This is a genomic window from Winslowiella toletana (assembly GCF_017875465.1).
Lineage (GTDB): Bacteria > Pseudomonadota > Gammaproteobacteria > Enterobacterales > Enterobacteriaceae > Erwinia > Erwinia toletana.
In genome coordinates, this window is the sequence record NZ_JAGGMQ010000001.1 from 1,473,604 (window position 1) to 1,487,129 (window position 13,526).

The window sequence follows — 13,526 nt, forward strand, 5'->3', positions numbered from 1 at the left end:
CTTCCTAAAAACGGCCAGACCGTTTCTGCCTTCGGGCAACCCTCAGCAACGACGAGTTCCCTATATGACAGCCCTTTTATTGTCAGATCGTCAGGATATTCGGACCCATGTTCGCCATCTGCGTCAGGGGTTAAGCGACCAGCAACAGCAACAGGCCGCCGAACAAGCCGCCGAGCGCGCGCTTAATTTTGCCCCCATCCAGCAAGCCCGTAATATCGCCCTGTTTCTCTCGGTCGATGGCGAACTGAATACCCGTCCGCTGATCGCCAAACTGTGGCAACAGAAAAAACAGGTTTATCTGCCGGTGCTGCACCCTTTTGCCCGTGGACAACTGCTGTTTATGCATTACGACGCCGCAACGCCGCTGCAGCCTAACCGCTTGCGCATTCCTGAGCCGCCGCTGAATATCCTTAACCTGCTACCGTTAAGCGAGCTGGAGGTGGTGCTGATGCCACTGGTGGCCTTTGATCCTGCCGGACATCGTCTGGGGATGGGCGGCGGCTTCTACGACCGTACCTTGCAGAACTGGCGGCAACACCGCTTTCTGCCGATTGGTCTGGCGCATGATTGTCAGCAGGTGGATGAACTACCGGTCGCGGAGTGGGATGTGCCGTTGTCGGCGATGATTACGCCGTCGAAGGTATGGCAGTGGTGACAGGCGATTAAAAAGGGAACCGAAAACGGCTCCCCTACATGATGCTGTTGGGGCGGCGTTATCGCCGCCCGTTCCATCAGTACAACAGACGTGCGCGTGAAGTACCTGGAATCGCCTTCATCAGTTGCAGCGCTCTGTCGGCCACATCCTGCGGCGCATCGATATCAATGACGACATAGCCCATCTGCGGGGTGGTTTGCAGATACTGCGCGGCGATATTGATGCCCTGCTCGGCAAAGATCTGGTTAATCGCCGTCAGCACGCCTGGACGGTTTTCATGGATATGCAGCAGACGACTCACCGCAGCGCCATGCATCGGCAGCGAGACTTCCGGGAAGTTAACTGCTGACAGGGTTGAACCGTTGTCAGAGTACTTCGCCAGCTTGCCCGCCACTTCAATGCCGATATTTTCCTGCGCTTCCTGGGTGGAACCGCCGATATGTGGCGTCAGAATCACGTTGTCAAACTCACACAGCGGCGAGTTAAATGGATCGGTATTGGTTGCCGGTTCTTCCGGGAACACGTCAATCGCCGCGCCCGCCAGATGTTTATTCGCCAGCACCTCACACAGCGCCGGAATATCCACCACGGTGCCGCGTGAAGCGTTAATCAGCAGCGAACCTGGCTTCATCAGCGCCAGCTCTTCCGCGCCCATCATATTCTGCGTTGAAGCGGTTTCTGGTACATGCAGGCTGACCACATCGCTCATATTCAGCAGGTCGGAGAGATGGCGAACCTGGGTGGCGTTACCCAGTGGCAGCTTGTTTTCGATATCGTAGAAGAACACATGCATACCGAGGCTTTCCGCCAGCACGCCCAGCTGCATACCGATATGGCCGTAACCAATGATGCCCAGCTTTTTGCCACGCGCTTCGAAAGAGCCAACCGCCAGCTTATTCCAGATACCGCGATGGGCTTTGGCGTTAGCTTCAGGAATGCCGCGCAGCATCAGCAGCAGCTCGCCAATCACCAGCTCAGCAACGGATCGGGTATTGGAGAAAGGCGCGTTAAACACCGGAATCCCGCGTTTCGCCGCTGCATTCAGGTCCACCTGGTTAGTGCCGATACAGAAGCAGCCCACCGCGACCAGTTTTTCCGCCGCAGCAAAAATCTCTTCGGTCAGTTGCGAACGCGAACGGATGCCAACGAAGTGCGCATCACGGATGGATTCCTTTAAAGAGTCGCTATCCAGCGCGCCTTTATGAAATTCGATATTGGTATAGCCTGACGCACGCAGATTTTCCAGCGCGCTCTGGTGAACACCTTCCACCAGCAGGAATTTAATCTTGTCTTTCTCCAGTGATACCTTTGCCATTTCCCGACCTTAGTTTGCAGACTTCAGATGTAACTTAAGAACTATTGGGCATCGCCGGTGTTCTGTACGGATTACCGGGATATAAGCCAGCCTTCTGTCAAAATATCAAAAAATACGCGCGCAGCAATACAAACGATTGCCTGCGCTTCAGTACGGCCACATGGGCAGACAGAACAATGCGGCAGATTATAGCGATACCGTTCACCATCTCAGAACGATGGTGCAGCAGGCCGAAGTTATGTGACATAAGTCACCAAATTTAGCCTGCTGAAGAAAAGATATTTTTTTATGGTAAATAACTGCTGGCATACCGATCAGTTATCGATAGTTTTCACACCTGAAGCGGTGCCGATTAACGCCACATCCGCGCCGCGGCTGGCAAACAAGCCGACAGTCACCACGCCTGGCAGCGCATTAATCGCTTTTTCCAGCGCAATCGGCTCAAGAATTTGCAGATTATGCACGTCGAGAATAATGTTGCCGTTATCGGTCAGCACATGCTGACGATACTCCGGCAGGCCGCCCAGCTTCACCAGCTCACGCGCCACAAACGCACGGGCCATCGGGATCACTTCCACCGGCAGCGGGAATTTACCCAGCACATCTACCTGTTTCGACTCATCAGCAATGCAGATAAACTTATCCGCCACCGCAGCGATAATTTTCTCGCGCGTCAGCGCCGCGCCGCCGCCTTTGATCATCTGCATCTGCGGGTTGATCTCATCGGCGCCATCAACGTAGATTGATAACGCATCCACTTCATTCAGATCGAACACCTGAATCCCTAAACTTTTCAGTCTGGCGGTGGAAGCGTCAGAGCTGGAAACTGCGCCTTCGATTTGATGTTTAATCGATCCGAGGGCATCAATAAAGTGTGCGGCGGTGGAGCCGGTGCCCACACCGACAATGGTTCCGGGTTGCACGTATTCGAGCGCTGCCCAACCGACTGCTTTTTTCAGTTCATCCTGCGTCATGGTATGTTTAAAGCCTGTGCTGCTTCAGTGTGCAGCTAGTATAAAGCAAGCTTCACGCAAAATGTTCGGTTCTGCGGTGTTCGATCGACAGGAGTGGAAGCCAGTGCACAAAGTGATTGAAAAGTAAGGTCAGGGCAAACGCCAGTTTTTATGGCATAGTGCTGGCACCATCCCTGAAGGAGAAGACAACAATAATGAAACGCCCGGACTACAGAACGCTTCAGGCGCTGGATGCGGTGATTCGTGAGCGTGGCTTCGAACGTGCTGCGCAAAAGCTATGCATTACCCAATCCGCGGTATCACAGCGGATTAAGCAGTTAGAGAATATGTTTGGCCAGCCACTGCTGGTGCGAACCGTGCCGCCGCGCCCGACAGAACAGGGGCAGAAGCTGCTGGCGCTGTTACATCAGGTAGAGCTGCTGGAAGAGGAGTGGCTGGGTGATGAAAATGGCGGCGCTACCCCGCTGCTACTGTCACTGGCGGTCAACGCCGACAGTCTGGCGACCTGGCTGCTGCCGGCACTGAAAACCGTGCTGACCGACTCGCCGGTGCGTCTGAATTTGCAGGTCGAAGATGAGACCCGCACTCAGGAGCGTCTGCGTCGTGGTGAAGTGGTGGGGGCGGTTTCGATCCAGCCGCAGCCACTGCCAAGCTGTCTGGTCGATCAGCTGGGTGCGCTGGACTATCTGTTTGTCGGCTCCAGAGAGTTTGCCGATCGCTACTTCCCGAATGGCGTCACGCGCTCCGCGCTGCTGAAAGCCCCGGCGGTAGCCTTTGACCATCTGGATGATATGCATCAGGCGTTTTTGCAGCAAAACTTCGATCTGTCGCCGGGCAGCGTGCCCTGCCATATCGTTAACTCGTCGGAAGCTTTTGTGCAGCTGGCGCGTCAGGGGTCGACCTGCTGTATGATCCCGCATCTGCAAATCGAGAAAGAGCTGGCCAGCGGTGAACTGATTGATTTAACGCCGGGGCTGTTACAGCGCCGGATGCTTTACTGGCACCGTTTTGCGCCGGAGAGCCGGCTGATGCGGCGGGTGACCGACGCCCTGCTGGCGCATGGTCATCGGGTGCTACGTCAGGATACTGAATAGTCAACAGGCCGGACACTCCGGCCTGTTTTTTTACTGCTGGTTACGCTGAATCTCAAACACCACATCCACCTGATCGTCAAAGTGAATGCTCTGCTGCTCGTAGGTCTGTTCAGCAGAGGTCATTGGCGCTGCATCGGCGGTTTTATACATCCGCGCCACTGGCATCGGCTGATAATTGGCCACATGGTAACGAATGCTGTAAACCGGTCCCAGCTTCGCGTTAAAGCCTTCCGCCAGCGCAGCGGCCTGTTTAGTCGCATTATCAATCGCTGCTTTGCGCGCCTGATTACGATACTCGTCCGGATGCGCCACACCCAGTTCGACTGAACGGATCTCATTCAGACCGGATTTCAGCGCGCCATCAAGCAGGTCGTTAAGTTTATCCAGCTGACGCAGCGTCACCTGCACCTGACGCACCGCGCGATAGCCCTTCAGTATCGATTTACCCTCTTTGGTATAATCGTATTCTGGCTGAGTACGCAGATTGGCAGCATCAATATCTTTCTTGTCGATACCGTTTTTCTGCAGCAGATCGAAATACTGTGCCACACGGGTATCGGCCTGCTTCTTGGCTTCGGCGGCATCTTTTGATGACACGTTCACTTCAATCGCCAGCGTGGCGATATCCGGCGTGGCATCGACGCTTGCCTGCCCGGAGGTGACCACATGCGGGCCATTTGGCAACTCTTCTGCCTGCACTGCTAAAGGCAGTGTTCCTGCGCCCATCATTGCGGCCAGAGCCAGCGCTTTCAATTTCACCTGAAGTCCTCCCTGAAGACATAGTAGTATTCTTACCAGAGTATCTTATCGCGATAATTGTCAACATACGTAATGCTCTTATAAACCCCTGGCGCAACGGACGGATCTCAGTTAAATCCGGCGATTCCCTTCTGCGCCAGCATAAAGGCGATAAACCACATCACCAGCCCCACCAGCAGATTGATAATCCGCTGGGCTTTACGGGTGCTTAATAGCGGCGACAGCCAGGATGCCAGCAGCGCAAGGCCGAAGAACCACAATACCGACGCGCTGATGGTGCCCAGCGCAAACCAGTAGCGCGCTTCTGCCGGTAGCTGACCGCCGAGACTACCCAGCACCACAAAGGTATCGAGGTATACATGCGGATTCAGCCAGGTGACCGCCATCATGGTGGCGATAATGCGCCAGCGGCTCTGCTGCAACAGCGTGGCGGAAGCCAGCGCGATATTGCCGCTTAATGCGGTGCGCAGCGCGCCCCAGCCATACCACAACAGAAACGCCACCCCACCCCAGGTGACCAGATTCAGCAGCAGCGGCGACTGATTCAGCAACGCGCTACCGCCAAACACGCCAGCGCAGATCAGCAGGATATCGCTCAGCGAACAGAGACCAGCAGTCATCAGATGATACTGGCGCCGGATGCCCTGATTCATCACAAAAGCATTTTGTGGGCCAAGCGGTAATATCAGTGCCGCGCCTAAGGCAACACCCTGAAAATAAATTGAAAACACCGGCAACGCCCTCTTAACTATCCTGATGCGGGCAAGTTTAACCTGGCGTAATTATTAGCGGAAATTGAAAGAATTAATGCAGCATCAGAAATGCTAATAGCGGGGCGGGTGGTGGCGACAGCGCCCCACCACCCGGTTAAAGCATTACTCAGTCGGGGCGGGTTCCTGCTGCTGCGGAGCCTTATTGTGATGCAGATGCACATCCATCTGTGGGTAAGGAATGCCGATACCTTTGCTATCCAGCGCTTTTTTAAAGTTCGCCAGCAGATCCCAGTAAACATCCTGCAGATCGCCACTGTTGCTCCAGCAACGCACCACAAAGTTCAGCGAAGAGGCCGCCAGTTCATTCAGGCCTATCTGGATGCCGCGATCTTTCAGCACGCGATCATCCGCTTCCACCACTTCACGCAGCAGCTGTTTTACTTCATCAACATCCGCATCGTAAGCGACGCCAACGATAAACTCGTTACGGCGCACCGGTTCGCGCGAGAAGTTAACAATATTACCGGCAATCACTTTACCGTTTGGCACCACCACCATTTTGCCATCGGCAGAACGCAGCGTGGTGGAGAAGATCTGCACGCTGAGCACGGTGCCCATCACGCCGCCAAGGTCGACAAACTCACCGGTACGGAAAGGACGGAAGGTCACCAGCAGGACGCCAGCCGCAAGGTTAGCCAGCGAGCCTTGCAACGCCAGACCCACGGCCAGACCGGCGGCGCCCAGCACCGCGATGACAGAAGCGGTTTGCACCCCGACGCGTCCCAGTGCAGCAATCAGGGTAAAAGCAATCACCCCGTAACGCACCATTGCCGACAGGAAATCCGCCACCGTCGCATCAATACCGCGCGCCAGCAGCACTCTGTTTACACCATTAGAGATAATGCGCGCCACAATCATACCCACGATAATAATCGCAATGGCGGCGACGATATTGACCGCATAGCTCAGCAGCAATGCCTGGTTACGCACCAGCCAGCCACCGGCGCTGTTGATGCCATTTAGCACGTTTAAATCTTCCATTTATCAGCCCTGTAGTAAATCCCCAGTGGGAAATGACAAAATATTGCCAGAGCGATCTGACAATCCAGTTCACAAAGGGTAAACAAAAAATGCCGCCTCTGCCAAACAACCGCAGAATTTCCTTACATTTTTCCGCCGTTTGCCCATAAAAAAAGGCCCCTCAGGGCCTTTTTTATCAGTCACGTTTAAAGATTACAGAACGTCGATCGCGTTCAGTTCTTTAAATGCCTGCTCCAGACGCACAACCATTGAGGATTGTGCAGAACGCAGCCATACGCGTGGATCGTAATATTTCTTGTTTGGCTTATCAGCGCCTTCCGGGTTACCCAGCTGCGATTGCAGATAACCTTCGTTCTTTTTGTAGTACTGCAGGATGCCGTCCCAGTTCGCCCACTGAGTATCGGTATCAATGTTCATTTTCACTACGCCGTAGCTGATTGAATCTTTGATTTCCTGCGCAGAAGAACCGGAACCACCGTGGAAAACGAAATCCAGCGAGTTGTGCGGCAGACCGTGTTTCTTGCTGACGTATTCCTGAGAATCTTTCAGGATAGTTGGGGTCAGCTTAACGTTGCCTGGCTTGTACACGCCGTGTACGTTACCGAAAGAGGCAGCGATAGTGAAACGCGGGCTGATCGCGTTCAGTTTTTCGTAAGCGTAATCAACGTCCTGCGGCTGGGTATACAGTGCAGATGCATCCATATGGCTGTTATCAACGCCATCTTCTTCACCACCGGTACAACCCAGTTCGATTTCCAGCGTCATGTTGATTTTCGCCATGCGCGCCAGATATTTGCTGCTGATCTCGATATTTTCTTCCAGAGACTCTTCTGACAGGTCGATCATATGAGAAGAGAACAGGGGTTTACCGGTCGCTGCAAAGTGTTTTTCACCGGCGTCCAGCAGACCGTCGATCCATGGCAGCAGTTTCTTCGCACAGTGGTCGGTATGCAGGATCACCGGCACGCCATACTGTTCAGCCATCTGATGCACATGATGCGCGCCAGAGATGGCGCCCTGAATTGCCGCAGCCTGTGGCACATCAGATTTAAAGCCTTTGCCAGCGATAAACGCGGCGCCGCCATTAGAGAACTGGACGATAACCGGCGCTTTAACTTTAGCAGCAGCTTCCAGAACGGCGTTGATTGAGTCAGTGCCGATGCAGTTAACTGCTGGCAGAGCGAATTTGTTCTCTTTCGCTACCTGGAAAACTTTCTGTACGTCATCACCGGTGATAACGCCTGGTTTTACGAAATCAAAAATTTTAGACATGCTATTTGTCCTGTTTCGTTGGCAGTATTAAAAAAGTGAGTTCAGCTTCGCCTGTTTCAGGCGATTCCAGGCAGGGACCATGCCCTGCCGCAAGCATTACTGCTTAGCACGCTCTTCCAGCATGGCTACAGCTGGCAGTACTTTGCCCTCGACAAACTCAAGGAATGCGCCGCCACCGGTAGAGATGTAGGAGATTTGGTCTTCAATGCCGAACAGGTCAATCGCTGCAAGGGTGTCACCACCGCCAGCGATAGAGAATGCGTCGCTTTCAGCAATTGCTTTAGCGATAATTTCGGTGCCTTTACGGAAGTTCGGGAACTCGAACACACCAACCGGGCCATTCCACAGAATGGTTTTGGCTTCTTTCAGCAGTTTCGCCATCGCTTCTGCGGTTTCATCGCCGAAGTCCATAATCTCTTCATTATCCTGCACTTCGGAAACTTTTTTCACTGTTGCAGGGGCAGTTTCAGAGAATTCCGTACCAACGCGGGAGTCAGTTGGCACCGGAATACCGAACTCATCACGCAGACCTTTGGCCGCTGCAACGAAGTCTGGCTCATACAGCGATTTACCGACATTGTTGTCGATAGCCACGAAGGTGTTAGCGATACCGCCGCCGACAATGACGGTGTCAGCGATTTTGACCAGAGAGTTCAGCACGTCGAATTTAGTGGAAACTTTAGAACCACCCACGACGGCGACCATTGGGCGCGCAGGGGCTTTCAGCGCTTTACCCAGGGCTTCCAGCTCAGCGGCCAGCAGCGGGCCAGCACAGGCGACTGGCGCAAATTTGCCGACGCCGTGGGTTGATGCCTGGGCGCGGTGTGCGGTGCCGAAGGCGTCCATCACATACACGTCGCACAGCGCCGCATATTTTTTTGACAGCGCTTCGTCATCTTTCTTCTCGCCTTTGTTAAAGCGAACGTTTTCCAGCACCACCAGTTTGCCTGCGGTAAGCTCAACGCCGTCGAGGTAATCTTTAGCGAGGGTGACATTATCAGCACCCAGTTTGTCTTTCAGGTAATTAACAACCGGCAACAGAGAGAACTCTTCGTTGTATTCACCCTCGGTCGGACGACCCAGGTGAGACGTTACCATCACTTTCGCACCCTGCTTCAGTGCTTGTTCGATAGTCGGCAGAGAAGCGCGAATACGTGCATCAGACGTCACTTTCCCTTCTTTCACTGGCACGTTCAAATCCGAACGGATTAATACGCGTTTACCAGCAAGATCCAGATCGGTCATCTTAATTACAGACATGGTGAACCCTCTCGTTGATTCTCATAAGTTTTGCCAGACGCAGACCGCGTCTTACCTGAAACCGCTTGCGGCCATCGCTAACGTGGTATCGAGCATCCGGTTAGCAAAGCCCCATTCGTTATCGCACCAGACCAAGGTCTTAATCAGGTGCTGACCGCTGACCCGCGTCTGCGTGCCATCAACGATGGCGCTGTGCGGATCATGGTTAAAATCAATAGAGACTAACGGTAATTCCGTATAGTCAACTATACCACTAAATGCCCCTTCTGAGGCATTTTGCAGTAAGGCATTGACCTCAGATGCGCTGACAGCTTCGCGCACACTGACGCTTAAATCGATGGCCGTTACGTTAATCGTCGGCACACGTACCGCTATAGCTTCAAAGCGGTCGTTAAATTTCGGAAAAATACGGGTAATGCCAGCGGCAAGACGGGTATCAACCGGAATAATCGACTGACTGGCAGCACGGGTACGGCGCAAATCAGGATGATAAGCGTCGATAACCTGCTGATCGTGCATCGCCGAGTGAATAGTGGTGACGGTGCCGGATTCAATCTCAAAGGCATCATCCAGCAGCTTAATAATTGGAATAATGCAATTGGTGGTGCAGGATGCATTAGACACAATCCGGTCAGCGGGCCGCAGCGCTTTCTCATTGACGCCAAATACCACCGTGGCATCAAGATCGTGGCCGCCAGGATGGGAGAACAGCACCTTCTTCGCCCCGGCCTGCAGATGCGCTTCGCCATCGGCACGGCTGCCGTAAACCCCGGTACAATCAAGCACCACATCCACGTTCAGCTCGCGCCAGGGTAACTCCGCAATCGGCGCGAGGTGCAGGATGCGGATGGTGTCATCGCCGACCGTTAACAGGTCGCGCTCCTGCCGCACATCCCAGGCAAAACGCCCGTGGCTGGTATCATATTTCAGCAGATGCGCCATCCCCGTGGCATCGGCCAGTTCATTGATGGCAACCACGGTAATTTCAGCCCGACGCCCGGTTTCGTATAAAGCACGTAACACATTGCGTCCGATGCGCCCAAAGCCATTAATCGCTACACGAACGGTCATAACACTCCTGCGTCAGAATTCACTGGTTAAACAGCCGATAGCCTGTGCCAGCTGTCTTAATTTGTACAGGGAATTCTCACTGCCTGAACTTTGCTGTACAGCCTGCCACTATCACCAACTGAAACGCTTCAGCTAGAATAAATGAAGTGAAGAATAGCGGGAATGATTGTGATCAATAACGCTGCTCAATATTAGATCTACATCACAAAACTGAACAAAAGGCGGCTATTACAAAAGGAATAATCAGGGGGAAGAGATAAAAAAAAGCGGCGATAACGCCGCCCCTACACAAAGCTATGTAGGGTGGCGTTATCGCCACCCGTTCCACACGATTAGATCAGCTCTTTCGCTTTTGCCACAACATTGGCAACCGTAAAGCCAAACAGATCAAACAGCTTCTCAGCCGGTGCTGACTCGCCGAAGCTGGTCATGCCGATTACCGCGCCGTTCAGACCGGTGTACTTGTACCAGTAATCAGCGATACCCGCTTCGATGGCGACGCGCGCGCTGACCGCTTTAGGCAGCACAGCCTCACGGTAAGCTGCATCCTGCTTATCGAAAGCGTCGGTAGACGGCATCGACACCACACGCACCTTGCGGCCTTCAGTGGTCAGCTGGTCATAAGCGCCTACCGCCAGTTCAACTTCAGAACCGGTCGCGATCAGGATCAGCTCAGGCTGGCCTGCGCAATCTTTCAGGATGTAAGCACCGCGCGCCACGTTTGCCAGCTGCTCAGCAGTACGATCCTGCTGCGCCAGGTTCTGACGGGAGAAGATCAGCGCCGTCGGGCCATCCTGACGTTCGATGGCATATTTCCAGGCCACCGCGGACTCAACCTGATCACATGGACGCCACAGGCTCATATTTGGTGTAACGCGCAGGCTGGCCATCTGTTCAACCGGCTGATGCGTCGGGCCATCTTCACCCAGACCGATAGAGTCGTGGGTATAGACCATAATCTGACGAATTTTCATCAGCGCGGCCATACGCGCGGCGTTACGCGCATATTCGACAAACATCAGGAAGGTCGCAGTGTACGGCAGGAAACCACCGTGCAGCGCGATGCCGTTAGCGATGGCGGTCATACCGAACTCACGCACACCGTAATGGATGTAGTTACCCGCCAGATCTTCGTTAATCGGTTTCGAGCCAGACCAGATAGTCAGGTTGCTCGGTGCCAGGTCAGCGGAACCGCCCAGGTATTCCGGCAGCAGCTTACCAAAGGCTTCGATAGCGTTCTGCGAGGCTTTACGGCTGGCGATTTTCGCCGGGTTAGCCTGCAGCTGCTCAACATATTTCTGTGACTCTGCCTGCCAGTTTTCCGGCAGCGCATTGACGCTACGACGTTTGAACTCAGCAGCCAGTTCCGGGTGCGCTTTAGCGTAGGCGGCGAACTTGTCGTTCCAGGCCGCTTCTTTCGCCTGACCGGCCTCTTTCGCATCCCACTGCGCGTAAATATCCTGTGGGATCACAAATGGCGCATGCTCCCAACCCAGTTGCTTACGGGTCAGTGCGATTTCGTCATCACCCAGCGGTGCGCCGTGTGAATCGTGGGTGCCTGCTTTGTTTGGTGAACCAAAACCGATTACGGTTTTGCACATCAGCAGTGAAGGCTTGTCACTAACGGTTTTCGCTTCTTCGATGGCGGCTTTAATCGCCGCTGCATCATGGCCGTCAACGCCGCGCACAACGTGCCAGCCGTAAGCTTCAAAACGCTGCGCGGTATCGTCAGTAAACCAGCCGTCGATATGACCATCGATGGAGATGCCGTTGTCATCATAGAAAGCCACCAGTTTGCCCAGCTTCAGCGTACCCGCCAGTGAACAGACTTCGTGGGAGATGCCTTCCATCATGCAGCCGTCGCCCATAAACACCCAGGTGTTGTGGTCGACGATATCGTGGCCTTCACGGTTAAACTGCGCCGCTAAAGTACGTTCTGCGATGGCGAAACCAACCGCGTTAGCAATGCCCTGGCCCAGTGGACCGGTAGTGGTTTCAACACCTGCGGTATAGCCATACTCAGGGTGGCCTGGGGTTTTGGAATGCAGCTGGCGGAAGTTTTCCAGCTCCTGCATCGGCAGATCGTAGCCGCTGAGGTGCAGCAGGCTGTAAATCAGCATTGAGCCATGGCCGTTAGACAGAATAAAACGGTCACGATCGGCCCACAGCGGGTTGGTTGGGTTGTGGTTCAGATAGTCGCGCCATAATACTTCCGCGATATCCGCCATGCCCATCGGGGCGCCCGGGTGACCAGATTTGGCTTTTTGCACTGCATCCATACTGAGTGCGCGAATGGCGTTGGCAAGCTCTTTACGAGAAGGCATTTTCTACTCCAGTTCGGGAATGATTCGCTTCGCCGTCCCTAACTTATTGTAATTAATCAGTTATCAGGCAAAGCCAAAGGAAAGACGACAATCAATGTACATGAAAAACAGGTGAAATGTACATGGCGTATATTGCAAAAAAACCGGCACAATTCGCGCTTTGCGACGCAGTCTGCTATGCATTTGCTCACTAAAGGGCTATAAAAACCCTGTTCTGCAAAAATCTCATTGATTGAGATTTTTTCAGGTGTTTGTTTTTATTACCTTGTTACTAAATTTGGGATAAATGGAATGAAATTAAAAACTGCCGCTTTAGCATTTAGTGTTGCTACCCTGCTTGCTGGTTGCCAAAACCTTGATACCAGCGCTCTGATGCAGTCCGGCGCCCAGGCTTATCAGGCCGCCACGCTGAGCGATGCACAGGTTAAAGAGTTAAGCGATAAATCCTGTCAGCAGATGGACAGCGAAGCACAAATTGCCCCTGCCAGCAGCACCTACGCTAAACGACTGGCAAAAATCTCCGCCGCGCTGGGTGACAATATCAACGGCACACCGGCCAACTATAAGGTCTACGTGACCAAAGACGTCAACGCCTGGGCGATGGCTAACGGCTGTATCCGCGTCTATAGCGGCCTGATGGATATGATGACCGACAATGAAGTTGAAGGCGTGCTGGGTCATGAAATGGGCCACGTGGCGCTGGGCCACACGCGTAAAGCGATGCAGGTTGCTTATGCCACCACCGCTGCCCGTTCGGCGGCTGGCGCTGCCGGTGGCATTGCCGCCTCACTGTCACAATCGCAGCTCGGCGACCTCGGCGAGAAACTGGTCAATGCGCAGTTCTCCCAGACTCAGGAGTCACAGGCGGATGACTACTCATTTGATCTGCTGAAAAAACGTGGCATTAACCCGAACGGCTTGGTCACCAGCTTTGAAAAACTGGCGAAGCTGGAAGGCGGCCATCAGAGCAGCATGTTTGACTCGCACCCTGCTTCTGCAGCGCGCGCAGAGCATATTAAAGAGCGTATTGCTGCCGGAAAATAACCTG

At 53.8% G+C, this 13,526-nt stretch carries 12 protein-coding genes; 3 read left to right on the forward strand and 9 right to left on the reverse strand.

Annotation, left to right across the window (positions count from 1 at the left end):
* The first annotated feature begins 64 nt into the window (after positions 1–64).
* Entirely contained in the window at positions 65–655 is a 591-nt protein-coding gene (locus tag J2125_RS06875; RefSeq protein ID WP_017803515.1) for a 5-formyltetrahydrofolate cyclo-ligase, read from the forward strand.
* 76 nt (positions 656–731) lie between these two features.
* On the opposite strand, the gene serA is transcribed toward J2125_RS06875, so the two are convergent.
* Together serA and rpiA are read right to left on the reverse strand one after the other, a co-directional pair.
* Complete coding sequence (gene serA / locus J2125_RS06880; RefSeq protein ID WP_017803514.1) at positions 732–1,970, reverse strand: phosphoglycerate dehydrogenase; 1,239 nt, start codon at positions 1,968–1,970, stop codon at positions 732–734.
* Between the two features lie 314 nt (positions 1,971–2,284).
* Positions 2,285–2,944, reverse strand: a complete 660-nt coding sequence (gene rpiA, locus J2125_RS06885) for a ribose-5-phosphate isomerase RpiA (RefSeq protein ID WP_017803512.1) — start codon at positions 2,942–2,944, stop codon at positions 2,285–2,287.
* A gap of 194 nt (positions 2,945–3,138) precedes the next feature.
* Between rpiA and J2125_RS06890 the strand changes: the two genes are divergently transcribed.
* Positions 3,139–4,038 carry a LysR family transcriptional regulator ArgP gene (locus J2125_RS06890; protein WP_017803511.1) on the forward strand — a complete coding sequence of 300 codons (900 nt, stop codon included), beginning with the start codon at positions 3,139–3,141 and terminating at the stop codon, positions 4,036–4,038.
* A 30-nt stretch (positions 4,039–4,068) separates the two neighbouring features.
* Here J2125_RS06890 and J2125_RS06895 read toward each other — a convergent pair whose 3' ends face one another.
* The 7 genes from J2125_RS06895 to tkt form a co-directional block, all read right to left on the reverse strand.
* Positions 4,069–4,797 carry an oxidative stress defense protein gene (locus J2125_RS06895; RefSeq protein WP_017803510.1) on the reverse strand — a complete coding sequence of 243 codons (729 nt, stop codon included), beginning with the start codon at positions 4,795–4,797 and terminating at the stop codon, positions 4,069–4,071.
* Positions 4,798–4,904: 107 nt separating this feature from the next.
* The gene (gene argO, locus J2125_RS06900; RefSeq protein WP_026112050.1) at positions 4,905–5,528 is read right to left on the reverse strand and encodes an arginine exporter ArgO; all 624 of its coding nucleotides are present in this window, start codon (positions 5,526–5,528) and stop codon (positions 4,905–4,907) included.
* A 144-nt stretch (positions 5,529–5,672) separates the two neighbouring features.
* The gene (gene mscS / locus J2125_RS06905) at positions 5,673–6,551 is read right to left on the reverse strand and encodes a small-conductance mechanosensitive channel MscS (protein WP_017803508.1); all 879 of its coding nucleotides are present in this window, start codon (positions 6,549–6,551) and stop codon (positions 5,673–5,675) included.
* A 192-nt stretch (positions 6,552–6,743) separates the two neighbouring features.
* Positions 6,744–7,823 (reverse strand): class II fructose-bisphosphate aldolase, encoded by a 1,080-nt coding sequence (gene fbaA, locus J2125_RS06910; protein WP_017803507.1) that lies wholly within the window; start codon positions 7,821–7,823, stop codon positions 6,744–6,746.
* Between the two features lie 96 nt (positions 7,824–7,919).
* The gene (gene pgk / locus J2125_RS06915; RefSeq protein WP_017803506.1) at positions 7,920–9,083 is read right to left on the reverse strand and encodes a phosphoglycerate kinase; all 1,164 of its coding nucleotides are present in this window, start codon (positions 9,081–9,083) and stop codon (positions 7,920–7,922) included.
* Positions 9,084–9,134: 51 nt separating this feature from the next.
* Entirely contained in the window at positions 9,135–10,154 is a 1,020-nt protein-coding gene (epd, locus tag J2125_RS06920) for an erythrose-4-phosphate dehydrogenase (RefSeq protein ID WP_017803505.1), read from the reverse strand.
* A gap of 332 nt (positions 10,155–10,486) precedes the next feature.
* Positions 10,487–12,478: a transketolase gene (tkt, locus tag J2125_RS06925; protein WP_017803504.1), complete on the reverse strand. Its 1,992-nt coding sequence runs from the start codon at positions 12,476–12,478 to the stop codon at positions 10,487–10,489.
* A gap of 291 nt (positions 12,479–12,769) precedes the next feature.
* On the opposite strand from tkt, the gene loiP reads away from it, so the two are divergent.
* A complete protein-coding gene (gene loiP, locus J2125_RS06930) occupies positions 12,770–13,522 on the forward strand; it encodes a metalloprotease LoiP (RefSeq protein WP_017803503.1) in 753 nt (250 codons plus the stop codon).
* Positions 13,523–13,526 lie beyond the last annotated feature (4 nt).